The sequence below is a fragment of the Bartonella sp. TP genome (genome assembly GCF_030406085.1).
Lineage (GTDB): Bacteria > Pseudomonadota > Alphaproteobacteria > Rhizobiales > Rhizobiaceae > CALTWN01.
The window spans coordinates 987623-1010896 of record NZ_CP129002.1; the positions used below are offsets into that span (position 1 = coordinate 987623).

Annotated in this window: 23 protein-coding genes and 4 tRNA genes; 26 read left to right on the forward strand and 1 reads right to left on the reverse strand. The window is 39.2% G+C overall.

The features are described 5' to 3' along the window. The first annotated feature begins 21 nt into the window (after positions 1–21). From gyrA to QVL57_RS04930, 16 genes are all read left to right on the forward strand, one after another. Complete coding sequence (gene gyrA / locus QVL57_RS04855; protein ID WP_290076168.1) at positions 22–2733, forward strand: DNA gyrase subunit A; 2712 nt, start codon at positions 22–24, stop codon at positions 2731–2733. Then, positions 2730–3233, forward strand: a complete 504-nt coding sequence (gene coaD / locus QVL57_RS04860) for a pantetheine-phosphate adenylyltransferase (RefSeq protein WP_290076170.1) — start codon at positions 2730–2732, stop codon at positions 3231–3233. The genes gyrA and coaD overlap by 4 nt, the downstream gene beginning before the upstream one ends. 2 nt (positions 3234–3235) lie before the next feature. Next, positions 3236–3820, forward strand: coding sequence for a peptidylprolyl isomerase (locus tag QVL57_RS04865; RefSeq protein ID WP_290076171.1), 585 nt, complete (start codon positions 3236–3238; stop codon positions 3818–3820). 13 nt (positions 3821–3833) lie between these two features. Further along, the gene (locus QVL57_RS04870) at positions 3834–4322 is read left to right on the forward strand and encodes a peptidylprolyl isomerase (RefSeq protein ID WP_290076173.1); all 489 of its coding nucleotides are present in this window, start codon (positions 3834–3836) and stop codon (positions 4320–4322) included. A 148-nt stretch (positions 4323–4470) separates the two neighbouring features. Next, positions 4471–5523, forward strand: coding sequence for a tRNA preQ1(34) S-adenosylmethionine ribosyltransferase-isomerase QueA (gene queA, locus QVL57_RS04875; protein WP_290076175.1), 1053 nt, complete (start codon positions 4471–4473; stop codon positions 5521–5523). Then, positions 5516–6646 carry a tRNA guanosine(34) transglycosylase Tgt gene (gene tgt / locus QVL57_RS04880; RefSeq protein WP_290076177.1) on the forward strand — a complete coding sequence of 377 codons (1131 nt, stop codon included), beginning with the start codon at positions 5516–5518 and terminating at the stop codon, positions 6644–6646. Before queA ends, tgt begins: the two co-directional genes overlap by 8 nt. Positions 6647–6907: 261 nt before the next feature. After that, entirely contained in the window at positions 6908–8068 is a 1161-nt protein-coding gene (locus QVL57_RS04885) for an MFS transporter (protein ID WP_290076179.1), read from the forward strand. 128 nt (positions 8069–8196) lie between these two features. Then, positions 8197–8823 (forward strand): ATP-dependent Clp endopeptidase proteolytic subunit ClpP, encoded by a 627-nt coding sequence (clpP, locus tag QVL57_RS04890; RefSeq protein ID WP_290076180.1) that lies wholly within the window; start codon positions 8197–8199, stop codon positions 8821–8823. 88 nt (positions 8824–8911) lie between these two features. Continuing rightward, positions 8912–10216, forward strand: a complete 1305-nt coding sequence (gene clpX / locus QVL57_RS04895) for an ATP-dependent Clp protease ATP-binding subunit ClpX (protein WP_290076181.1) — start codon at positions 8912–8914, stop codon at positions 10214–10216. Positions 10217–10315: 99 nt separating this feature from the next. Continuing rightward, positions 10316–12742 (forward strand): endopeptidase La, encoded by a 2427-nt coding sequence (gene lon / locus QVL57_RS04900; RefSeq protein ID WP_290076182.1) that lies wholly within the window; start codon positions 10316–10318, stop codon positions 12740–12742. Positions 12743–12841: 99 nt separating this feature from the next. Next, positions 12842–13117, forward strand: coding sequence for an HU family DNA-binding protein (locus QVL57_RS04905; RefSeq protein WP_290076183.1), 276 nt, complete (start codon positions 12842–12844; stop codon positions 13115–13117). A gap of 121 nt (positions 13118–13238) precedes the next feature. Continuing rightward, positions 13239–13321 (forward strand) — tRNA-Leu (locus QVL57_RS04910). Positions 13322–13473: 152 nt separating this feature from the next. Continuing rightward, positions 13474–14904, forward strand: a complete 1431-nt coding sequence (tig, locus tag QVL57_RS04915) for a trigger factor (protein WP_290076184.1) — start codon at positions 13474–13476, stop codon at positions 14902–14904. A 37-nt stretch (positions 14905–14941) separates the two neighbouring features. Continuing rightward, a complete protein-coding gene (gene gatB / locus QVL57_RS04920) occupies positions 14942–16441 on the forward strand; it encodes an Asp-tRNA(Asn)/Glu-tRNA(Gln) amidotransferase subunit GatB (protein WP_290076186.1) in 1500 nt (499 codons plus the stop codon). Between the two features lie 33 nt (positions 16442–16474). Next, positions 16475–16870 carry an NADH:ubiquinone oxidoreductase subunit NDUFA12 gene (locus QVL57_RS04925; protein ID WP_290076188.1) on the forward strand — a complete coding sequence of 132 codons (396 nt, stop codon included), beginning with the start codon at positions 16475–16477 and terminating at the stop codon, positions 16868–16870. A gap of 9 nt (positions 16871–16879) precedes the next feature. Beyond that, on the forward strand, positions 16880–17278 hold the full coding sequence (locus tag QVL57_RS04930; protein WP_290076190.1) for a DUF2155 domain-containing protein: 399 nt from the start codon (positions 16880–16882) through the stop codon (positions 17276–17278). Here the strand turns inward: QVL57_RS04930 and QVL57_RS04935 are convergent. Next, complete coding sequence (locus QVL57_RS04935) at positions 17245–18117, reverse strand: RNA methyltransferase (protein WP_290076191.1); 873 nt, start codon at positions 18115–18117, stop codon at positions 17245–17247. The genes QVL57_RS04930 and QVL57_RS04935 overlap by 34 nt on opposite strands. A gap of 137 nt (positions 18118–18254) precedes the next feature. Between QVL57_RS04935 and QVL57_RS04940 the strand changes: the two genes are divergently transcribed. From QVL57_RS04940 to rplL, 10 genes are all read left to right on the forward strand, one after another. After that, positions 18255–18338: transfer RNA gene (locus tag QVL57_RS04940), tRNA-Tyr, on the forward strand. Between the two features lie 20 nt (positions 18339–18358). Continuing rightward, a tRNA-Gly gene (locus tag QVL57_RS04945) sits at positions 18359–18432 on the forward strand. 136 nt (positions 18433–18568) lie between these two features. Next, a complete protein-coding gene (tuf, locus tag QVL57_RS04950; RefSeq protein ID WP_290076107.1) occupies positions 18569–19744 on the forward strand; it encodes an elongation factor Tu in 1176 nt (391 codons plus the stop codon). Positions 19745–19797: 53 nt separating this feature from the next. Then, a tRNA-Trp gene (locus QVL57_RS04955) sits at positions 19798–19873 on the forward strand. Positions 19874–19909: 36 nt separating this feature from the next. Continuing rightward, on the forward strand, positions 19910–20122 hold the full coding sequence (gene secE, locus QVL57_RS04960; protein WP_290076193.1) for a preprotein translocase subunit SecE: 213 nt from the start codon (positions 19910–19912) through the stop codon (positions 20120–20122). A gap of 17 nt (positions 20123–20139) precedes the next feature. Further along, positions 20140–20670 carry a transcription termination/antitermination protein NusG gene (gene nusG, locus QVL57_RS04965; RefSeq protein ID WP_290076195.1) on the forward strand — a complete coding sequence of 177 codons (531 nt, stop codon included), beginning with the start codon at positions 20140–20142 and terminating at the stop codon, positions 20668–20670. A 202-nt stretch (positions 20671–20872) separates the two neighbouring features. After that, on the forward strand, positions 20873–21304 hold the full coding sequence (gene rplK / locus QVL57_RS04970; RefSeq protein ID WP_290076204.1) for a 50S ribosomal protein L11: 432 nt from the start codon (positions 20873–20875) through the stop codon (positions 21302–21304). Position 21305: 1 nt separating this feature from the next. Then, positions 21306–22010, forward strand: a complete 705-nt coding sequence (gene rplA / locus QVL57_RS04975) for a 50S ribosomal protein L1 (protein WP_290076206.1) — start codon at positions 21306–21308, stop codon at positions 22008–22010. 259 nt (positions 22011–22269) lie between these two features. Further along, on the forward strand, positions 22270–22782 hold the full coding sequence (gene rplJ, locus QVL57_RS04980) for a 50S ribosomal protein L10 (protein WP_290076207.1): 513 nt from the start codon (positions 22270–22272) through the stop codon (positions 22780–22782). 57 nt (positions 22783–22839) lie between these two features. Then, positions 22840–23211: a 50S ribosomal protein L7/L12 gene (gene rplL, locus QVL57_RS04985; protein ID WP_290076208.1), complete on the forward strand. Its 372-nt coding sequence runs from the start codon at positions 22840–22842 to the stop codon at positions 23209–23211. Positions 23212–23274: the final 63 nt, after the last annotated feature.

Here is a 23274-nt window from a genome sequence, read left to right on the forward strand (position 1 = left end):
TTTGAAAGAGTTATTGCTTAAATGAAAAATGAAGAGCCTATATCCACTATAACGCAGGATATACAAGCTGTTAGCATAAAACAGGAAATGACACGCTCCTATTTGGATTATGCTATGAGCGTTATCGTATCAAGGGCCTTACCAGATGTACGGGATGGACTTAAGCCTGTGCATCGTCGTATTTTATATGCAATGAATGAGATGGGGTTGCTGTATAATAGAAATTACCGAAAATCTGCTGCGGTTATCGGTGAGGTTATGGGTAAATATCACCCGCATGGTGATGCTTCTATTTATGATGCTTTAGTGCGTATGGCGCAGGATTTCTCTTTGCGCGATCCTTTAATCGACGGACAGGGGAATTACGGATCTATTGATGCTGATCCGCCAGCCGCAATGCGCTATACTGAGTGCCGCTTAGAAAAAATATCGCAAATGTTGCTGTTGGATATTGACCAGGCGACTGTAGATTTTCAAGAAAATTATGATGGCCGCGAATTGGAACCCACGGTTTTACCCGCTCGCTTCCCGAATTTGCTAGTTAATGGCTCTGGCGGTATTGCTGTGGGTATGGCAACAAATATTCCTCCGCATAATTTGGGTGAGGTGATTAATGGGTGTATAGCTTTAATTGAGAATCAAGAGATTACGCTAGAAGAGTTGATGGAAATTATACAGGGGCCAGATTTTCCGACTGGTGCTGTGATTCTAGGCCGCGCTGGAGTGCGAAGTGCTTATCAGACGGGGCGCGGTTCTATTACTATGCGCGCGAAAGTTACGACTGAAGAAATTCGAGAAGGCCGCCAGGCAATTATTGTTTCTGAAATGCCATATCAGGTAAATAAGCGCACAATGATTGAGAAAATAAGTGAGCTAGTGCGGGATAAGAGGATTGAGGGCATTTCTGCTGTGCGCGATGAGTCTGATCGTGATGGCTACCGTGTGGTTATTGAGCTTAAGCGTGATGCTTTTGCCGAAGTGGTCTTGAATCAACTTTATAAATATGCGCCTTTACAAGCTAATTTTAGTTGTAATATGGTTGCGCTTAATGGCGGTCGTCCTGAGCAAATGAATCTATTGGAAATTTTACGAGCTTTCGTATCCTTTAGAGAAGAGGTGGTTTGTCGTCGTACTAAACATTTATTAGAAAAAGCCCGTGAGCGGGCACATGTTTTAGTAGGTTTGGCTATTTCTGTTGCTAATATTGACGAGATAATTGAGCTTATTCGTCGCGCGGCCGATCCACAAATTGCGCGGGAGCAGTTGATGCAACGGCGTTGGCCTGCCCGTGATGTCGCTGGTTTGATAAAATTAGTTGACGATCCACGGCATATTATTCATTCAGATGAAACCTATAATCTTTCTGCAGCTCAGGCTAAAGCAATATTAGAATTGCGGCTTCAAAGGTTAACGGCTTTGGGACGAGAAGAAGTTGCCGATGAGCTTAATTCTATAGGCGCAGAAATTAAAGAATATTTAGCAATTTTGAGCTCGAATTTGCGTATTTTAGCTCTTGTAAAAGAGGAGTTGGCTGCTATACGCGATGAGTTAGCAACGCCCAGGCGTACAAGCTTTTCTGCTGACGAATCTTCTATGGAAGATGAAGATCTTATTGCAAAAGAAGATATGGTCGTCACGGTAAGTCACGAAGGTTACATAAAGCGCGTTCCCTTGGATAGTTATAGAGCCCAGCATCGTGGCGGGCGTGGGCGTATAGGGATGTCAACCAAAGAAGATGATTATGTATCTAAATTATTTATGGCTACTACCCATAGCTGGTTGCTATTCTTTTCTTCTCATGGAATGGTTTATAAAGAAAAAGTTTGGCGCTTGCCGATTAGTAATTTGCAGTCTCGTGGTAAGGCATTGATAAATCTTTTGCCTCTTTCTCAAGGGGAACTCATAACGTTTATCATGCCGCTGTCAGAGGACGAAGCTAGTTGGTCTGAGTTTGATGTGATATTTGCTAGCAATAAAGCTACGGTACGTCGTAATAATTTGGCAGATGTGGTTCCGTCTATGCGAAGCGGCAAAAGAGCAATGAAGCTAAATGAGGATGAAGAAATAGTTGCTGTTGCTCCTTGTGCGCCGGATAATGATGTTTTGCTGATTTCTGCTCATGGACAATGCGTACGTTTTCCTGTATCAAAATTGCGCGTGTCAAAGGGACGTAATTCTATAGGGGTGCGTGGTATAAATTTAAAAAAAGAAGATGCACTTATCTCTATGGCTATATTAAAACATGTTGAGGCAAGCGCTATAAAGCGAGCAGCTTATTTAAAGCGTAGCCTTAATCTGCGTAGGTCAGATGAAGCTGTAATTGATTCTGAAATTCCAGAGATGGAGCTTAGTAATGAAGAATTTTTAAATTTAGCGCAAGCTGAGCAAAAATTGCTAATCATTAGTGAATATGGTTATGGTAAATTGGTCTCTTCTTATGATTTTTCTGTAACTAATAGGGGCACGCAAGGTGTAAAAGCCATAAATAGTGCTAGGTCTGAACAAACGGGTTACTTAGTCGGCGCTTTTGTAGTAGAAGAAAAAGACCAAATTATGGTAGGCACCTCGGGCGGTCAAATTATACGTATTCCAGTTTCTGATATAAGTTTATTTAATCGAGCTGCGAAGGGTGTAACGATAGTAAAAACTTTAGCTGAAGAAAAAGTGGCTTCAGTTGAAATAGTATCTAGCGCCGATTCTAGTGAAGAGCAAGAATATGCGGGGACAGCATGAAGCAGGCGATTTATGCTGGGTCTTTTGATCCGATAACTTACGGCCATTTGAATATAATAACAAAAGCACTAGAGATTGTTGAGACTTTAACAATTGCTATAGGTTTGCATGCGGAAAAAGCCTATTTTTTTACACAGCAAGAGCGTTTGGATTTGGTAAGACAGGCTATAGAGACAGAGTTTCCTAATGATGCTTTTCGAATTAATATAGTGAGCTTTGAGACATTGTTGGCCGATTTGGCCAAGAAATTAAATATAGTTTGGTTGATTCGCGGTGTGCGTGATGCTAAAGATTTTGAATATGAATGGCGCATGTTAGATATAAACTCGCATTTATCACATGGGACTGTTCGTACTGTTTTTCTGCCTGCAGAAATGAAATATCGAGCTATTTCTTCTAGCATAGTTAAAGAAATAGCTCGATTTGGTGGAGATTTACAGGCATGGATTCCTGTAAATGTTCAAGAAGCGTTTAGGCGCAAATTTATAAATAGGAGATAACAATGTTTAAAAGGGTAATGGCTGTAATAATTTGTTGTATGATTGGTACTAGCGTAGTTCTAGCCGATTCTGCAGAAAAAGGGCAAATGGAGTCTAAAAATATCTTGGTACTAAAACTAAAAACTGGTGATGTTTCCATTAAACTGCGTCCCGATTTGGCGCCAAAGCATGTTGCTAGAATCAAACAATTAGTAGCAGATGGTGCTTATAATAACGTAGTTTTTCACAGAGTTATTGATGGGTTTATGGCACAAACTGGTGATGTGAAATATGGTCAAAAGGGCTCGCCTTCTTATAATAGTGCATTAGTTGGCACTGGTAGTTCAAAATATCCTAATTTGGTGGCTGAACTTTCTAAAGAGCCATTTTTGCGTGGGGTAGTTGGTATGGCTCGTTCTGCTGCCCAAGATTCTGCGAATTCACAATTTTTCATATGTTTTAAAGACGCTAATTTTCTCAATGGTCAATATACCGTTATAGGACAGGTAGTAAATGGCATGGACGCTGTTGATAAAATAAAAAAGGGTAATGATGCTAGTGGCGCTGTAAAAGACCCTGATATTATTATTAAAGCTAGCATAGAATAGAAGGCCCAGAATTATGAAGGAATTTTTGATTTTAAAGACGAGTTGCGGTACTATAAAAATTGAACTGTTGAGTGATATTGCTCCAAATCATGTACAACGTATAAAAGAGTTGGCACAAGAGGGGGCGTATAATGGTGTAGTTTTCCACAGAGTTATTGATGGGTTTATGGCGCAAACTGGTGATGTGAAGTATGGTAATAAGTTAAGCGGTAGCTATAAACCTGGCATGGCTGGTGCTGGCGGTTCAGATAAGCCCAATTTGAAAGCTGAGTTTTCTACGACACCACATAGGCGTGGTACAGCATCTATGGCGCGCAGTGCGGATCAAAATTCTGCAAATTCTCAATTTTTTATTTGTTTTGAGGACGCTCCTTGGTTGGACAAACAATATAGTGTTTGGGGGCAAGTTGTTGAAGGTATGGAAAATGTAGATAAAATAAAACGTGGTGAGCCTGTTTCCGATCCTGATATCATTGAAATTGCTACTATCGAAGCGGAGTAGCACTTTAATCTTTGGTTTTCATTTACCGTAATAAGTCTATATGACAAGCTGGTGTGGCCTTAATGCTTCGTAAAAAGCCATGCTGGCTTGTTTATTTGCATAAAAATGTATTAGCTATGATGTTGCTATTAAATAGTGGAATTAATAGATGAAAGTTGAATTATTTGACTTTTATTTGCCAGAAGCTTGTATAGCCTTGCGCCCGTTGGTTGACCGTGAGGCAGCTAAATTGTTGCATGTGGATGCGCAGGGCGGGTTAACAGATTACAATATAGGTAATCTGAAGCACCTGCTGCGAGCTGGCGATGTTTTGGTTTTTAATGATACAAAAGTCCTTCCTGCTTGCCTTTTGGCACAACGCGTTCGTGGTGACGCTATAGCAAATATAAATATTAATTTGCATATGCGTGTGGATGCAGATGTTTGGTGCGCTTTTGCTAGGCCTTTAAAGCGGCTTAAATTGGGAGAAACGCTTATTTTTTCTCCAGAATTGCAGGCTGAGATTTTACAAATACAAACGAGTGGAGAAATTTTATTGCGTTTTAATAAAGCAGGAAGTGCTTTAAACGCAACAATTTTTAGTTTGGGCCAGATGCCATTGCCGCCATATATTGCACGGCGTCGTTCGCTGGATGAGCAAGATAAGTTAGATTATCAAACTGTTTTTGCTAAGCATGAAGGAGCAGTAGCTGCACCTACAGCAGGTTTGCACTTTACTTCCTCTTTTTTATTAGAGTTAAAAAAGGCTGGTATAGAGCAACATTATTTAACTTTACATGTAGGGGCGGGCACTTTTTTGCCTGTAAAAGTAAACGATACCGAAGATCATAAAATGCATAGCGAAATTGGTTGCATTAACTCGCAAACAGTTGAGCAATTAAATCTTGCAAAGAAACAGGGGCGTCGTATAATAGCAGTAGGTACTACGGCTTTGCGGTTGTTAGAAAGTGCGAGTGACAGTAACTCTGAGCTGCATGAGTGGTCTGGCCCAACGGATATCTTTATTACTCCTGGTTATAATTTTCGCTTTGTGGATTGTCTTATAACCAATTTTCATTTACCGAAATCTACTTTATTTATGCTGGTATGTGCGTTTAGCGGATTAGAACAGATGAAAAATGCGTATAGCCATGCTATAGCTAACGCTTATAGATTCTATTCTTACGGCGATGCAAGCTTTCTCGAGTTAACTCATGGATAATAAATTTTCTTTTCAATTGCTAGCAGTAGACAAAAATGCACGCTTGGGCTGTATAGCAATGCCTCGTGGCGAAATTCGTACTCCTGCTTTTATGCCAGTGGGCACAGCCGGTACCGTTAAGGCGATGTATATGAATCAGGTGAAAGAGCTAGGAGCGGATATTATTTTAGGTAATACCTATCATTTGATGCTGCGCCCAGGCGCAGAAAGAGTAGCGCGACTGGGGGGATTGCACGAATTTATTAAATGGTCTGGTCCAATTTTAACAGATTCTGGTGGATTTCAAGTTATGTCCTTATCTAACTTGGCCAAGCTAAGCGAGCATGGTGTTGTTTTCAGTTCTCATATCGATGGCAAGCGATATGAAATGACGCCGGAACGCTCTATTGAAATACAGAGTTTATTGGATTCAGATATTCTTATGCAGTTGGATCAGTGTGTCAAATTGCCAGCATCTTATGGGGATTTAGAGAATGCTATGGAGCTTTCTTTACGTTGGGCGCAGCGTTGTTCTGATGCATTTGGTGTCCAACCGAACAAAGCAATGTTTGGTATTGTCCAAGGTGGTGATAACAAACAATTGCGCGAGCGTTCTGCATTAGCATTAAAGGCCATGAACCTAAAAGGGTACAGTATTGGCGGCCTAGCAGTGGGTGAGCCGCAGCAGGTAATGTTGGATATGATAGAGATAGTTAATAATATTTTACCATGTGAAAAGCCGCGATATTTAATGGGGGTAGGCACTCCAGATGATATTTTAAAAGCGGTAGAAAAGGGAGTTGATATGTTTGATTGTGTTATGCCTACACGTGCTGGTAGACACGGCTTGGCTTTTACTAGGTTCGGCAAGGTAAATTTGCGTAATGCTCGCCACGCTGAAGACCCTAGGCCTTTGGATGAAGAATCATCCTGTCCGGCGAGTTCCGATTATAGCCGTGCTTATTTGCATCATTTGATTAAATGTAACGAATCTTTAGGGGCGATGTTGCTTAGCTGGCATAACCTTAGTTATTATCAGCAGTTGATGCAAGACATAAGGTCTGCTATTGGTTTTGGCTGTTATAAGGATTTTATGGCTAAGACAATTGAGAATTGGAGTAAAGGCGATATCAATATGCTTTAAAGTAAGAAAAAAGCAGCGCCAAAGCTTTCTGGCGCTGCCATTCTTTACTCTACTTACGCTTTACTGCACAAATTACACCTGTGAATTACTAAAGCTAATATAGTAGGCCATGGGTCCCGGTACGCGACTACCTGATCCGGAGAATCTAGCCGTATCGCTAGCACCCAATCCGAAATATACCAACTGTAGCTTGCGCGAAAGTTGCCAACCACGCCGCTAGGCATATGATAAATACGTTTCTATTAAAAAAAGGTTGCTAAATTGCAAAAAAAAATAAAAAATAACATGCATATGGCTATGGCTTTGGGCGGTTTTGCTATAGGTACTAGCGAATTTGTAGCTATGGGCATACTTCCGGAAATGGCTCAAGCGACACAGGTTTCTATAGCAGTAGCAGGTCAGTATATAGCCTTTTATGCTATGGGGGTTGTTGTAGGTGCTCCAATTTTGGCTGTATTAAGTGCGCAAATGCAGCGTAAATTGTTGCTTATTTGTCTCATGTTGTTTTATGGGATTGCGAATCTTTTTAGTGCTTGTTGCAGTAGTTATGGTTGGTTGCTTTTTTCGCGCTTTATAGCTGGCTTGCCGCATGGCGTTTATTTTGGTACAGCAACATTTGTTGCCGCAGAGTTGGCGGCTCACGCGCAGAAGTCGAAGGCAGTGGGTAATGTCATGCTTGGGTTAACCATAGCTACAGTTTTTGGAGCGCCTTTGGCTACTTATGCGGGACAAGTTGTGGGATGGCGCTTTGTTTTTGTATTAGTTGCCTTAATTGCTTGGGTGACAGCTTTTTTGATAGCGAAATTGTTACCCGATTCGATTGTATTTGCCACATCTTCTGCGCGAATTGAACTGCAAGCGTTAAAAAAACCACAATTATGGTACATGTTAATGGTTGTTTGTGTTGGTGCATCTGGATTATTTTGTATTTTTAGCTATATTAAACCGATTCTTCAGATAGAAGCTGGCTATGCATTATGGCAGGTTCCTTTTATTATGCCTATTCTTGGCTTAGGCATGGTTGCTGGAAATATTTTAGGACCGCGTTTAGCCAGTTATATCGGGGTAGAGCGTACAATAATTTACTCTATGTTATATAGTGCCTTTGCTTACGGTGTTTTTATGTTTTTTTGTCAACAGCGTTTTTTTGCTGCTTTGGCTTGTTTTGCTATAGGTTTATCTTTTGCTAGTATGCCTTCGATTCAGGTGCGAATTGTTAGTATTTCTAGCAAAGCCCCTATGTTGGCTGGTGCCTTAATACAAGCGGCTTACAATGTTGCAAATGCTTTAGGAGCTTGGGGGGGTGGAGTTTTGATTGCAAGTGGTTACCCCTTTCGCTATACAGCAATTGTTGCTATGGTTACTACTTTATTAGGGTTGTTATTATTCTTATGGAGCTTAATCCAAAACCCAGCTGTATGATGGCGTCGTGGTGCTGTGAATTGTATTTTTAGTATTCTTTATTAATACAGATTCGCACCTGTTATTAAAAGAATATTCATAAGTTATATTTATTTTGTCTATTTTAAAGGAAGTTTAAAAGGTAAAAAATGAACAATTCAATTAATACAGCGCTTAATCTCGTGCCAATGGTAGTAGAGCAGACTAGCCGTGGTGAGCGCGCTTTTGATATTTTTTCACGTTTATTGAAAGAACGTATCGTGTTTGTAAATGGCCCAGTAGAAGACAATATGTCGATGCTTATCTGCGCGCAGCTGTTATTTTTAGAATCTGAGGACCCGAAAAAAGAAATAAGTTTGTATATAAATTCTCCTGGCGGTGTTGTCACTGCTGGAATGGCAATTTATGATACTATGCAATTTATTCGTCCTCAAGTTTCTACTTTATGCATGGGGCAGGCGGCTTCGATGGGGTCGCTTCTGTTGGCTGCTGGTGCTAAAGGGCGTAGATTCGTTTTACCAAACGCTCGCGTAATGGTACACCAGCCATCTGGTGGGTTCCAAGGTCAGGCATCCGATATAGAGCGACATGCTCAAGACATTATCAAAATGAAACGTCGATTAAATGAAATTTATGTAAAGCATACTGGCCAAGACTATGAAATTATAGAGAAAACTTTAGATCGCGATCACTTCATGACTGCTGAAGAAGCCCAGATTTTTGGGCTGGTAGATGAGGTTTTAACGCGACCTCTTGAGTTAACTAATAAAGAATAGAGATCTTTTTGCAAAATAGATTTATTTGCAAAATGTTATAACTATGCTTATTTATATAGCATAATATACTATTGGGGGGTGTGAAGGCATGGGCAAGAACGGTGACAATAACGAAGAGGCAAAACATGCGCTTTATTGTTCATTTTGCGGTAAAAGTCAACATGAGGTGTATAAGCTTATCGCCGGTCCTACCGTTTTCATCTGCGATGAATGCGTTGGCCTGTGTACAGAAATTATAACTGAAGATAATAAAATCGAAGGTGCGAAGGCAAGTCAAGGAGCCCCTACACCGCATGAGATTATGAAATTTTTAGATGATTATGTAATAGGTCAGAAGCAAGCGAAAAAAATCTTATCTGTTGCAGTCCATAATCATTATAAACGTTTATCTCATTGCGCGAAGCCAGGTGAGTTAGAGCTTGCAAAATCTAATATTTTATTAGTAGGGCCTACTGGTTGCGGAAAGACTTATCTTGCACAAACTTTAGCAAAAATTATTGATGTGCCTTTTACCATGGCTGATGCTACAACCTTGACCGAGGCTGGGTATGTTGGGGAAGATGTAGAAAATATTATTTTAAAATTATTGCAGGCTGCTGATTATAATGTAGAGCGGGCTCAAAGAGGCATAGTTTATATAGATGAGGTAGATAAGATCACTCGTAAATCTGATAATCCTTCTATTACTCGGGACGTTTCTGGCGAAGGTGTGCAGCAAGCCTTGTTAAAAATTATGGAAGGTACCGTAGCATCAGTTCCGCCACAGGGTGGTCGCAAGCATCCTCAGCAGGAATTTTTGCAAGTTGATACTACAAATATTCTCTTTATTTGTGGCGGTGCGTTTGCTGGACTAGAAAAGATAATATCTTCTCGGGGTAGAAAGACCTCTATAGGATTTGGGGCTAATATTAAGGCAGCGGAAGAGCGTACTCTGGGAGAAATATATCAGACTATGGAATCTGAAGATTTAATTAAATTCGGTTTGATTCCTGAGTTTATAGGTAGATTGCCAGTTATTGCAACGCTAGAAGATTTAGATGTGTCAGCTCTTGTCAGAATTTTGTCTGAGCCAAAAAACGCTCTTATAAAGCAGTATCAGCGTCTTTTTGAAATGGAGGATGTGAAATTACTATTTACAGAAGATGGTTTGGCGGCTATAGCGCAAAAGGCTGTGGATCGTAAAACTGGAGCCCGTGGTCTTCGTTCAATAATGGAACAAATTCTGATGGATACAATGTTCGATTTGCCTTCCTTGCAAGGTGTTGTAGAAGTTAAAGTTACGAAAGAGACGGTGGAGTCTAAATCTTCGCCTTTGTTAATTTATGCCGATAAGCCAGATTCTGGTAAAAAAAATTGGACAACACAGAAAGAAATTGAAGATATTCCAGCTTAAATTACAAAATATCGGTATAGCCAACAGATTAGCTTATGGTCTGCCGTTGTGTTTGGTTTTGTTTATATATAATAGCTTGCTAGGCGAAAGGATCTAGGTATGATTGAAGAGTTTCTGAATTCTTCAGAGCCGTTGGTGTTGCATGATGATATGATTTTTCCTGTAGTGCCGTTACGCGATATAGTAGTGTTTCCTAGTATGGTCGTTCCGGTTTTTGTTGGTAGGGAAAAATCTGTCTCTGCTTTAGTAGAGGCGGATAGAAATCGTAGCCATGTAGTATTGTTAACGCAAAAAGATGCCCTTAAAGATGATCCAATACCGAGCGATCTGTTTGAATATGGTACGTTGGCCAGCATTTTGCAGTTTTTAAAATTACCAGATGGCACTGTAAAAGTGCTTATGGAGGGGTTTAAAAGGATAAGAATAAAGAAATTTATTGACGAAAAATCTTTTTATGAAGCGCGTATTGAAATTTTAACTGAACCCGTAGAAGATGCAACTGAGATAGAGGCTTTGGCTAGATCTTTATTATATGATTTTGAGAATTATGTTAAAATTAATCGAAGGATCCCAGTAGAACTTGTTCATTCTTTAGCTCATACGTATGATCCATCTAGGTTATGTGATACGATCATTGCCAATTTGGATATAAAGTTAACCGATAAACAAGAAATGTTTGAGATGCTTTCGGTTAAGAAGCGCCTTCAGCGAGCGTTGTCTTTTTTAGAAGGTGAGACCTCTATAATAAATATGGAAAAACGCATACGCTCTCGCGTTAAGCGGCAAATGGAAAAAACTCAGCGTGAGTACTATCTGCATGAACAGATTAAAGCGATTCAAAAAGAATTGGGCGAGGGTTCTGAGCAAGGTGATGAGATTGCAGAGTTTGAAAAAAGGCTGCAGACTGTAAAGCTTAGTAAAGAAGCAGCTACCAAAGCTCAAAGTGAATTAAAAAAATTGCGTTCTGCTTCCTCTATGGCTCCAGAAGCTGGTGTAATACGGAACTATCTTGAATGGTTGTTAAGTTTGCCTTGGGGGCAAAAATCTAGAGTTAGCTTTGATTTAGCAAATGCGCAAAAAATCCTTGATGAGGCTCATTTTGGTTTAAAAGATGTTAAAGAGCGAATTATAGAATATTTAGCAGTACAAAATAGAGCTAAAAAAGTTAAGGGCTCTATAATTTGTTTGGTAGGACCCCCGGGGGTTGGCAAGACCTCTTTGGCAAAAAGTATTGCGCAAGCAACTGGTCGAGTATATGTAAAAATGGCTCTTGGTGGAATGCGCGATGAGGCTGAAATACGTGGACATCGCCGTACTTATATAGGTTCTATGCCAGGCAAAATTATACAGTCTATGAAGAAAGCTAAAAAATCAAACCCATTATTTTTGTTAGATGAAATAGATAAAATGGGTAGAGATTTTAGAGGCGATCCATCTTCTGCTCTTTTGGAGGTTTTGGATCCAGAGCAAAATGCAGCTTTTGTTGACCACTATTTGGATGTTGAATACAATCTTTCTGATGTTATGTTCATCACCACTGCAAATAGTTTGGATATTCCAATGCCTTTGTTAGATCGCATGGAAATTATTCGTATAGCTGGTTATAGTGAAGAGGAAAAGTTAGAGATAGCAAAGCAGCATTTGCTAAAAAAGGTATTGCGAGAGCATGCTTTAACTGGCAAAGAGTTTTCTTTGGATGAAGAGGCTATCCGTTATATAATTCAATATTATACGCGAGAAGCCGGAGTGCGTGCATTAGAGCGTGAACTTATGAAATTGGCGCGCAAGGCTGTTATTAAACTTACGAAAGAAAAAGTAGATGCTGTCGCTATAAATAGGGATAATATAGAGGAATATCTTGGTGCTAAGCGATATAAATATGGACAAATACATGGAGAACATCAAATAGGGGTTACTACTGGTCTAGCTTGGACTCAAGTCGGAGGTGAATTGCTGACTATTGAGGGTGTGGTTATGCCAGGCAAAGGTAAAATGTTAATTACTGGTAATCTTAAAGATGTTATGAAAGAATCTATAAGCGCTGCTTCTTCTTATGTGCGTTCAAATGCGATTAGTTTTGGTATCGATCCAGATTTATTCGATAAGCGGGATATACATGTCCATGTTCCTGAGGCTGCTACTCCCAAAGACGGGCCATCTGCAGGTGTTGCTATGGTTACCTCGATGGTTTCTGTTCTTACAGGGATTGCCGTTCATAAGGATGTAGCTATGACTGGAGAAATTACGCTTAGCGGGCGTGTTTTAGCTATAGGTGGGCTTAAAGAAAAATTATTAGCGGCAAAGCGTGGTGGAATAAAAAAAGTTTTGATTCCCGAGGATAATGTTAAAGACTTGGCTGAAATGCCGCCTTCTATTAAAGAAGATATCGAAATTATTCCAGTATATTCGTTAACTCAAGTGCTTGAGCATGCTTTGGTGACGTCTTTGCCAATATTAGAAAATCAAGTAGCCAATTCCATGTGGGCGGCTCCTGCAAAAAAAGATAGTAGTTTAGCTGTTAATTAAGCATTTTCTTGTTGATTATTTTATAAAAATGTATTTTAGTATAGTTTATCATCAACTCGTAAGAGTATTTAGACTAATTTAAATATGGATTGCACTGGCATGAATAAATCAGATTTTATCAACACTATAGCACAAAAAGCAAATATGAGTAAGGCTAACGCTACTGTTGCGTTAGAGGCAGTTTTGACCACTGTTGTTGAGACATTAGCAGCTGGAGACGCTGTTAGGTTGCCTGGATTCGGTACTTTTGAGGTTTCGCATCGGTCAGCGACAAAAGGACGCAATCCTTCTACTGGTGTTGAGATTGTTATACCGGCTCGTAAATTGCCAAAATTTTCTGCTGGTAAAACTTTTAAAGAAGTAGTAAATAAGTAAGCTATATGTAACCATTAGAATCTAGCCCACTAAAAAATACTTGACTTGATTTATAGTTCTCGTTATGTTTATCTGGTCTGATGGTTTAGCATATTTTATGTATGCACATATAGATAATATCGCGGATGTGGCGAAATTGGTAGACGCACCAGATTTAGGTTCTGGCGGGTGACCGTGGGGGTTCGAGTCCCTCCATCCGCACCATAATTTCTTTACACACTTATTTCATTTGTAGTTGTTTGCTTTGATGCATGTTTCTGCTCTTAATTTGCTGGATGTACAGAGATTATACTAGTAAATATGTCGCTTATTGTTACAGCGCTCTATGTAAATTATGATATATAAAGGCATAAAATATGCAAGTTGTTGAAAAGTTAAATGAAGGTTTGAAACGTGAATTAGAGGTAGTTTTTTTTGCTTCTGATCTTTTTAAAGAGCTTGATGATAAAATTGAGCAAGCAAAATCTACCGTGAGCTTAAAGGGATTTAGGGTTGGTAAAGTTCCAGCTTCTTATTTGCGTAAAAATTATGGTAAGTCTTTTATGGCTGAAATTATTAATGAAAAACTTTCCTCATTGCCTGCAACTTTGTTAAATGATAGGGGCGAAAAGCCTGCTTTGCGACCTGAAATTTCTCTAGGGGATGATGAGGCTTTTATCGAGCGTATTTTAAATAACAAGGAAGACGCAAAAGTTCTTTTAAAATATGAAATTTTGCCAAATATTGATATTAAGGATTTTTCAAAATTAGAAGTTAATAGGCTGGTTGCAGATATATCGCAGGCTGAAAAAGATAAACAGCTTGAAGAAATTTTTTCACAGGTTCGGGAATTTAAAGAAAAAAAATCAGCTGCTGTTTTGGGCGATAGGATCACCATAGATTATTTAGGCAAAATTGCTGATAAGGTTTTTGAAGGTGGTGCAGATAAGGATGTGCAGCTTGTCTTAGGTGCCAATAAATTTATTCCTGGATTTGAAGAGCAATTGGTTGGGCTCAAAGCTGGTGCTGAAAAAGTTATAGCAGTAACCTTTCCAGAGGATTATGGAGCTAAGTCGCTAGCAGGAAAGGATGCTACTTTCGAAATAAAAGTGAAAAAAGTGGAAAAAGCTGGTGAATTTATTATTGATGATGAATCGGCTAAAAAACTAGGGGCTGAATCGGTAGAGCAACTGAAGCAGTATGTAGATAGCCAGTTAGAAAGCAAATATGGAGCTATAACGCGTCAAAAAGTTAAACGTCAAATTTTGGATTTCCTAGATTCAGAATATGATTTTATGTTGCCAGGATCTTTAGTAGATATGGAAATTAAAAATATAGAGGCGCAAGTGCAAGGTGATAGCGCTAAAGACCATGATCATGATTGTAACGAGCATAATTGTACTGAGCATAATTTGCAATCTGATGAGTGGGAATCTCTGGCCAAACGGCGTGTAAAATTAGGTCTCGTATTAGCCAGCATAGGAGCATCTGCAAATGTTCAAGTGGGCCAAGAAGAGTTGCAGCGCGCTTTATTTCAACAATTGCAGTATTTTCCAGGTCAAGAGAAAGAGTTGCTGAATCTTTTCCAAAATAATCCCACCTTCGTAGAAAATTTAAAAGCTCCCATATTTGAAGATAAGGTAATTGATCATATTTTAGCTAGTGTTAAAGTTAATGATATATCAATTAGCCCTGAAAAATTAATGCATAATGATGAAGAACTTGAGATTAAACCGAAAGCTAAGAAAAAGGCGTCGACTAAGAAGGTTGCGCGTGATGATGTGTCTGTAGCAAAAAATAAGAAATAGCATAAATAATTGGCAAGATAGTAAAGGCTAAGTGATTATGGTAGCTGAGTTGGATTCTTTTTCAAATACCACCAAAAATTTTCTCTCTGGCGTTAGCGGTGATTGGGAAATAGTTATAGGTTTAGAGGTTCATGCTCAAGTTAAGTCTAAGTCAAAGCTTTTTTCTGGCGCTGCGGCAAATTTTGGGGCTAGCCCAAATGCTAATGTTTCCTTGGTGGATGCGGGTATGCCTGGCATGTTGCCGGTAATAAATGAATTTTGTGTAAAACAAGCCATTAAAACAGGGCTTGGGTTGCATGCTGAAATTAATCTACTATCTTCGTTTGACCGTAAGAATTATTTTTACCCAGATCTTCCGCAAGGTTATCAAATTTCTCAGTTTTATTCTCCGATAGTTGGAGAGGGAAAGATAACTATAAATGTTGGGCCAGATAAAAACGGTGCTTTTGAAGATATAGAAATAGGTATAGAAAGATTACATTTAGAACAGGATGCTGGTAAATCTATGCATGATCAGCATCCTACTATGTCATATGTTGACCTTAACCGGTGTGGTGTGGCGTTAATGGAAATTGTATCGAAGCCAGATCTTAGATCAGCAGAGCAGGCGAAAGCTTATTTGACAAAGCTTCGCACAATAATGCGTTATTTAGATACCTGTGATGGTAATATGGATGAAGGCTCTATGCGGGCAGATGTAAATGTATCTGTTCGTAAACCTGGAGGAAAACTTGGCGAAAGATGTGAAATTAAAAATGTTAATTCTATAAAATTTGTGGGCCAAGCCATAAATTATGAAGCGCGTCGGCAAATTGATGTGTTAGAATCTGGTAATATTGTTTTGCAAGAAACACGTCTATTTGACCCTATTAAGGGCGAGACGCGCTCTATGCGTAGCAAAGAGGATGCTCAAGATTATAGATATTTTCCTGAACCTGACCTTCCTTGCTTAAGTTTATCTAAAGACTATGTTGACGCAATAAAAGCTGATTTGCCAAAATTGCCGGATACTATAAAAAATGAATTAATTTATTCTCTGGGATTAAGCGCTTACGATGCTTCCATATTGATTTCTGAAAGACAAATTGTCGATTTTTTTTATAAAGCAGCAAAAAACCATGATGCTAAATTAATTGCTAATTGGATAATTAATGATTTATTAGGTGCCTTGAACAAAGAAGGTCTTGATATTACGGGCTCACCTGTATCTCCAGAGCAGCTTGGGGAATTAGTTGATCTCATAAAAACTGGTGCTATTTCCGGCAAGATTGCAAAAACGGTTTTTGATATTTTATGGCGTGATGGTGGGTGCCCAGCCCAAATAGTTGAGCAACATGGATTAATTCAAATTACTGATATAGCTAGTATTGAAAAGATTATAGATGATGTCATTGCTGCTAATCCTGAAAAGGTTTTGCAGCTTAAAACAAAGCCATCTTTAGTAGGGTGGTTCGTCGGGCAAGTTATGAAACTTAGTGATGGGCGCGCTAATCCACAAGTTGTTAATGATTTGCTAAAAAGGAAAATCGCTATTTAACATGTAGCTAATATTTTAATGGATGTATAATTAATGTTAAAATTTTTTAAGCAGATTTTTATTTGGTGGGGTGGCAACACAATAAATACTCGTTTTTTTACCTGGCGTGCAGGAAAAAAAATCGGTACTGATTTTTTAGGTAATACCTATTACGAAGGTGGATTGCACAAAGATGGCTATCCTCGTCGCTGGGTGATTTATAAAAATTATTCTGAGGCTTCTTTGATACCTGCTGGTTGGCATGGTTGGATCCATCATCGTGTTAATACACCTCCTGTAGATGAAATTTATCGCGCTTATGATTGGGAAAAAGCTCATCAACCTAATTTAACTGGTTCACAATTTGCTTATTTTCCTAAGGGTTCTATAAATGTTAAAGGTAACCGCGATGCGGTTTCTAGTGATTATCGCTCCTGGCGCCCTAAATAAGAGATAGTTATGGATTCAATCTGCAGTTTTGCAAAGTTATTAATTTTTTTAACTGTGGGGGCGTTAATCCTTTTTGATTTACCATTTGCCTCAGCTTCTTCGGCTCATTTGCAAGGCACGGAAGCTTCTTTTGTTGGTTTAGATAAAATTACTGGGCGTATTACCGGGTTTAAAATAAAAATTGGGGAGACCTATAGTTTTGGTTCACTGCGTATAACTCCTCGTGTTTGTTATACAGGGGATATAGGTGAATCAGAGCTCACCGATAGTTTCCTGGACGTTGATGAGATTATGCCAAACAATCAAATTAAACATTTGTTTAGCGGTTGGATGTTTGCTAATAGCCCTGGCTTGAATGCGTTGGATCACTCTATTTATGATTTCTGGCTTGCTTCATGTCGACTATAAGTAAGTTTGTTGGTTGCAATATGTAGAGCTATAGCTGCGGCATTAGAAACATTTAGAGATTTTATTCTCCCTGGTATGTGTAGTTTTGCTAAATAATTAACTGTAATTCGTGTGCGTTCCCGTAGGCCTTTACCTTCAGCTCCTAATACGATAGCAATTTTAGAGATAGGCTTTTGTAGCAGCGTTGTTTCTAAATTTGTTGGCCCCTCTGAATCCAAGCCAATGCTTGTAAACCCTAGCTGATGTAAATCATTTAGGGCGTTGCATAGGTTTGGTATGATGATATAATCCAGCATATCAAGCGCACCAGAAGCTGTTTTGGCAAGCACGCTAGTTTCACTAGGGCTGTGTCGTGATGTTGTTATTATTGCATCTACATCAAAAGCTACGCAGCTACGCATTATTGCTCCGATGTTATGAGGATCTGTTATTTGATCTAACAAAACAACGCAGTGAGCATTTTTGAGATCACATATTCGTTTTTTTTCTAGCGGACTTGCTATGGCAATAATGCCTTGGTGAATCACGATATGGTTAAAAATTTTGTTTAGTGCATGAGTATTTACAATTTCTGTCTCAACCTCATTGAGAGAATCATATGGTTTTATTTTTTCTAATGCATTTTTAGTTAGTAACAGTTTATATATTTTTCTGCTTTTGTTTGCCAAGGCAGCTAAAACAGTATGTATTCCATACAAATATATAGAATCTTTAGCTGTATAATTGTGGTTAATAGCAAGTTTATCTGTTATTATAGCGGAATTATTTTTTTTAGCGAAGCTTGTTTCTCTGTAGGATCGGCGTAGCCTTGCATAGTGAGAGTCTTTTTTAGTATTCATGATTGAAGCTTTGTATATTTATTTTTATGTCTTGGCAAGAATTTTTTTAAATATACTCTTGCTATAATTTTGAGATTGCTATATTAATGATGTCGTTCATGTAAAATCTATATATTATTGTATTTAGGTTTTAATGTGGAGGGGTGCCCGAGTGGTTAAAGGGGGCGGACTGTAAATCCGTTGCGTATGCTACGTTGGTTCGAATCCAACCCCCTCCACCATGTAATTTACTTCGTTGTTTGCGGGTATAGCTCAGTGGTAGAGCAGCAGCCTTCCAAGCTGAATATGCGGGTTCGATTCCCGCTACCCGCTCCAATAGGTTTATGGTATAAACGGTAAATTATATCGGAACAGCATTAGCTTTTCTATTATTGTGTTAATGGTAAGGCTGTGTTATTGAATTTTTTAGGATTTGTAAATTAATTTTCGCAATCTTTAAGGGGTCTGCATAATGGCAAAAAGTAAGTTTGAACGTAATAAGCCGCATGTTAATATAGGTACGATAGGGCATGTTGATCATGGAAAGACCTCATTGACGGCGGCAATTACGAAATATTTCGGTGAGTTTCGCGCTTATGATCAAATCGATGCAGCTCCAGAAGAAAGAGCTCGCGGTATAACTATTTCTACGGCTCATGTGGAGTATGAAACAGAACAGCGCCATTATGCGCATGTGGATTGCCCTGGACATGCCGATTATGTAAAAAATATGATTACTGGTGCGGCTCAGATGGATGGAGCGATATTGGTTGTTTCTGCAGCTGATGGCCCTATGCCGCAAACGCGTGAGCATATTTTGCTTGCTCGACAAGTTGGGGTTCCTGCTATAGTGGTTTTTCTGAATAAGGTAGATCAAGTTGATGACGCAGAGCTTCTGGAATTAGTTGAGCTAGAAGTTCGTGAGCTATTATCTAAATACGACTTTCCCGGCGATGACATACCTGTTGTGAAGGGTTCTGCTTTAGCTGCGTTAGAGGACAGTGATAAAACTATTGGAGAAGATGCTGTTAGACAATTAATGGCCGAAGTTGATAAATATATTCCAACTCCTCAGCGCCCGATTGATCAGCCGTTTTTGATGCCAATCGAGGATGTTTTTTCTATTTCTGGTCGTGGTACTGTTGTTACAGGGCGTGTTGAGCGTGGCGTGGTGAAAGTTGGCGAAGAAATTGAAATTGTGGGTATTAAACCTACTTCAAAAACTACAGTAACTGGTGTAGAAATGTTCCGCAAGCTTCTAGATCAAGGTGAAGCTGGTGATAATATTGGGGCTTTGTTGCGCGGGGTTGACAGAGAAGGTGTTGAACGTGGGCAGGTTTTAGCAAAGCCCGGAACAGTTACTCCACATACGAAATTTCAGGCAGAGGCTTATATTTTGACAAAAGATGAAGGTGGTCGCCATACTCCATTTTTTACAAATTATCGTCCGCAATTTTATTTTAGGACTACAGATGTCACTGGTATAGTTAGCCTTCCGGCTGATGTGGAAATGGTGATGCCAGGTGATAATGTTGCTGTAGATGTTTCGTTGATTGTTCCAATAGCAATGGAAGAAAAATTACGTTTTGCTATACGTGAAGGTGGTCGGACCGTCGGGGCTGGAATAGTGGCAAAGATAATAGAGTAAGAGTATATAGGAACTTTTCAATAGAATAGGTTTTTAGAGCTTTTATAAAATTTAGGGGTATAGCTCAGTTGGTAGAGCGGCGGTCTCCAAAACCGTAGGTCGCGGGTTCGAATCCTGCTGCCCCTGCCATTTGATGCTATTTTATTATGGGAAAATACAAGCTATATGAAAATGAATATAAAGCCTGGTTTGTTTATTAAGCAGGTGAAATCTGAAGCAAAAAAAATTGTTTGGCCAAGTCGTCGTGAAGCGACAATTTCGATGATATCTGTTTGTATGATGGTTTTTGTGTCTTCTATTGTTTTGTTTTTGATGGATCGACTTATAGAGTTTTCTGTATGGCGGTTTATTGGATTATTAGAAGCTATCTTTGGTTAGCTTGAGGGGTATAAGCTATGGCTATGAATTGGTATATTATTCAAGCTTATGCAAATTTTGAAAAAAAAGTTGCTGAGTCTATAGAGCGTGAGGCTAAGCGTAAGGGGTTAGATAGCTATATAGAGAAGATTTTGATTCCTGTTGAAAAGGTTGTGGAAGTACGACGTGGAAAAAAAATAAATACAGAGCGTAAATTTTTTCCAGGTTATGTTTTGATTCGTGTTGATTTAGTTGATGAAGTTTTTCACTTAATTAAAACTACGCCGCGTGTTAGTGGATTTTTGGGTTCAGAAACTACACCTACGCCTATTTCGGATAGCGAAGCCGACTATATTATGGGTAAAATGCATGAAGAACAGCAAAAACCAGTTTCTTCCGTTATCTATGAAATTGGTGAATCCGTGCGTGTGATAGATGGTCCTTTTGTTAGTTTTACCGGAATAGTACAGGAAGTAGAAGCCGAAAGATCTCGATTGAAGGTTGAAGTGTCTATTTTTGGCAGAGCTACTCCGGTTGATTTAGATTACTCGCAGGTCGAAAAGGGCTGAGGTAAATAAAATTAACAATTATGCTATAACGCTATTGTTTTTTTTATTATTTTGTACTAGACTAATGTTAGTTTATGGTGGGAGATGATTTTGATTGTAGCCACTCAAATTATTCGAACCACCTTAATGCTGCTGGACTTAAATTGCGTATGTGATTTTTGCCGGTTAATTGTAGCGAAATATAGTTTAAGAGGCAGTTTGTATGGCTAAAAAAGTTATAGGTCAATTGAGGTTGCATGTTCCTGCTGGGACCGCGAATCCTTCTCCTCCAATAGGTCCAGCCTTGGGTCAGCGTGGGCTTAATATTATGGAGTTTTGTAAGGCTTTTAATGCTTCTTCACAAGATGTTGTTGATAAAGGTGTGCCTGTGCCTGTGGTAATTACTTATTATCATGATAAATCTTTTAGTTTTTTGATGAAAACTCCGCCAGTCTCTTATTTTCTGAAAAAAGAAGCTGGTATTTCTTCTGGTTCTAAAGAACCTGGAAAGTCTTTTGTTGCTAAGCTTTCTCGTGAGCAGATAAGAAATATTGCAGAAATTAAGATGAAGGATCTTAACGCTAATGATTTAGATGCTGCCGCTCGTATAATAGAAGGGTCAGCTTATTCTCTGGGGATAGAGGTGGTAGACTAATATGGTTAAGCTTACAAAAAGAATTCAAAAAATATCAGCGGACGTGAATAAGGATAAATTTTATCCTTTGACTGATGCTGTCGCTTTGGTTAAAGAACGCGCTGTGGCTAAATTTGATGAGACTATTGAGGTTGCTGTTAATTTGGGTGTAGATCCTCGTCATGCTGATCAAATGGTGCGTGGTGTTGCTAATTTGCCTAATGGTACAGGTAGGACTGTACGTGTTGCGGTTTTTGCTCGGGCTGATAAGGCTGATGAGGCTAAGGAGGCTGGCGCTGATATTGTTGGCGCTGAAGATTTGGTGGAGTCTATAGCGAGTGGTAAAATTGAATTTGACCGTTGTATAGCAACTCCTGATATGATGCCGCTTGTTGGGCGTTTGGGAAAAATTCTTGGGCCTCGTAATTTGATGCCAAATCCTAAGGTTGGTACAGTGACTACTGATGTGGCTGCGGCTGTGAAGGCTTCTAAGGGTGGAGCAGTAGAATTTAAGGTTGAAAAAGCGGGTATTGTTCATGCTGGTGTAGGAAAAGCCTCTTTTTCTTCTGATAAACTTATAGAAAATATATCTGCTTTTGTTTCCGCTATTATTAGGTCTAAGCCTGTGGGGGCTAAGGGAGAATATATTCGTCGAGTTTCACTTTCTTCTACTATGGGGGTTGGAATTAAGGTGGATCCGTCAGAGCTTCGTGTTTCGAATTTATAAGAGGTGTTTTTGTTAATCAGCTTTGGGCGTTAGCCTGAGGGCACCGTTTGGTGCGTTCTGTCCAAGAGTATGGGTGATGTTTAATCTTAATTTATGCCTATACGAGACGGATGAATACTTTGCATTTTTTTTGGCGAAGTGTTGTCCATAGCGCTTTTGATTATTCATGAGCGGGCAGATATTTCGCTGTTGTTAGTTGGTTTTGTGCCCGGCAACTTTTGTTTAATAGGTTTTTTAACCGTTATATGTGGAGAAAAAGTTGAATAAAGAGGAAAAACGAATATTCGTAGCTTGGCTAAATGATGTTTTTCTTAAATCTGGCTCAGTTGTTGTAGCTCATTATTCTGGTCTTACGGTTAGCCATCTTTATAGTCTTAGATCTAAGATGCGTGAAGCTGGGGGGGGCGTTAAGGTAGCAAAAAATCGTTTGGCTAGAATCGCGCTTCAAGGTACGGATTCAGAGGGATTAATTGATTTTTTTACTGGTCAAACTCTTATTGGATACGCTGATGATCCTATGGTTGCCCCCAAAATTTTGGTAAACTTTGCTAAGGATAATCCTAACTTGGTTATCCTTGGGGGTGGCATGGGTAGCAAGGCTCTTAAGGCTGAAGATGTTGGAGTCTTGGCTGCTCTTCCTTCATTGGATGAATTGCGGGCAAAAATCGTTGGTGTTTGTGTTGCTCCTGCTGCAAATCTTGCTAGGATCACAAATGCACCTGCTTCTAAATTAGCTCGGGTTTTTTCTGCTTATGCTGAAAAGGCAGCTTGAAACTGAGTGAATTTATTTAATTACAAAATATAATATTAATTGAGGATATAATTAATTATGGCTGATATAGCAAAACTTGTTGAAGAATTGTCAACTCTTACTGTTTTAGAAGCGGCTGAGCTTTCAAAGGCTCTAGAAGAAGCTTGGGGTGTTTCTGCTGCAGCTCCTGTTGCTGTAGCTTCTGCTTCTGGTGGATCGGCGGCACCTGTTGAAGAAAAAACTGAATTTGATGTTATTTTATTAGATGCCGGAGCGCAGAAAATAAATGTTATTAAAGAGGTCCGTGGTGTAACGGGTCTTGGATTAAAAGAGGCTAAGGATCTTGTAGAGGGTGCTCCTAAGCCAGTCAAAGAAGGTGTTTCTAAGGATGAAGCAGAAAAACTTAAGGCCCAACTTGAAGCTGCTGGCGCAAAAATTGAACTCAAATAATCTAGTTCAGTATTCTGTATAAAATCTACGAGTTGGCGATAATTTATTGCCAACTCTTTTTGT

Bases quoted from the DNA above. Each gene is read 5' to 3' on its own strand.
- gyrA (WP_290076168.1), top strand. From the start codon at position 22: ATGAAAAATGAAGAGCCTATATCCACTATAACGCAGGATATACAAGCT.
- coaD (WP_290076170.1), top strand. From the start codon at position 2,730: ATGAAGCAGGCGATTTATGCTGGGTCTTTTGATCCGATAACTTACGGC.
- QVL57_RS04865 (WP_290076171.1), top strand. From the start codon at position 3,236: ATGTTTAAAAGGGTAATGGCTGTAATAATTTGTTGTATGATTGGTACT.
- QVL57_RS04870 (WP_290076173.1), top strand. From the start codon at position 3,834: ATGAAGGAATTTTTGATTTTAAAGACGAGTTGCGGTACTATAAAAATT.
- queA (WP_290076175.1), top strand. From the start codon at position 4,471: ATGAAAGTTGAATTATTTGACTTTTATTTGCCAGAAGCTTGTATAGCC.
- tgt (WP_290076177.1), top strand. From the start codon at position 5,516: ATGGATAATAAATTTTCTTTTCAATTGCTAGCAGTAGACAAAAATGCA.
- clpP (WP_290076180.1), top strand. From the start codon at position 8,197: ATGAACAATTCAATTAATACAGCGCTTAATCTCGTGCCAATGGTAGTA.
- clpX (WP_290076181.1), top strand. From the start codon at position 8,912: ATGGGCAAGAACGGTGACAATAACGAAGAGGCAAAACATGCGCTTTAT.
- lon (WP_290076182.1), top strand. From the start codon at position 10,316: ATGATTGAAGAGTTTCTGAATTCTTCAGAGCCGTTGGTGTTGCATGAT.
- QVL57_RS04905 (WP_290076183.1), top strand. From the start codon at position 12,842: ATGAATAAATCAGATTTTATCAACACTATAGCACAAAAAGCAAATATG.
- tig (WP_290076184.1), top strand. From the start codon at position 13,474: ATGCAAGTTGTTGAAAAGTTAAATGAAGGTTTGAAACGTGAATTAGAG.
- gatB (WP_290076186.1), top strand. From the start codon at position 14,942: ATGGTAGCTGAGTTGGATTCTTTTTCAAATACCACCAAAAATTTTCTC.
- QVL57_RS04925 (WP_290076188.1), top strand. From the start codon at position 16,475: ATGTTAAAATTTTTTAAGCAGATTTTTATTTGGTGGGGTGGCAACACA.
- QVL57_RS04930 (WP_290076190.1), top strand. From the start codon at position 16,880: ATGGATTCAATCTGCAGTTTTGCAAAGTTATTAATTTTTTTAACTGTG.
- QVL57_RS04935 (WP_290076191.1), bottom strand. From the start codon at position 18,117: ATGAATACTAAAAAAGACTCTCACTATGCAAGGCTACGCCGATCCTAC.
- tuf (WP_290076107.1), top strand. From the start codon at position 18,569: ATGGCAAAAAGTAAGTTTGAACGTAATAAGCCGCATGTTAATATAGGT.
- secE (WP_290076193.1), top strand. From the start codon at position 19,910: ATGAAAATGAATATAAAGCCTGGTTTGTTTATTAAGCAGGTGAAATCT.
- nusG (WP_290076195.1), top strand. From the start codon at position 20,140: ATGGCTATGAATTGGTATATTATTCAAGCTTATGCAAATTTTGAAAAA.
- rplK (WP_290076204.1), top strand. From the start codon at position 20,873: ATGGCTAAAAAAGTTATAGGTCAATTGAGGTTGCATGTTCCTGCTGGG.
- rplA (WP_290076206.1), top strand. From the start codon at position 21,306: ATGGTTAAGCTTACAAAAAGAATTCAAAAAATATCAGCGGACGTGAAT.
- rplL (WP_290076208.1), top strand. From the start codon at position 22,840: ATGGCTGATATAGCAAAACTTGTTGAAGAATTGTCAACTCTTACTGTT.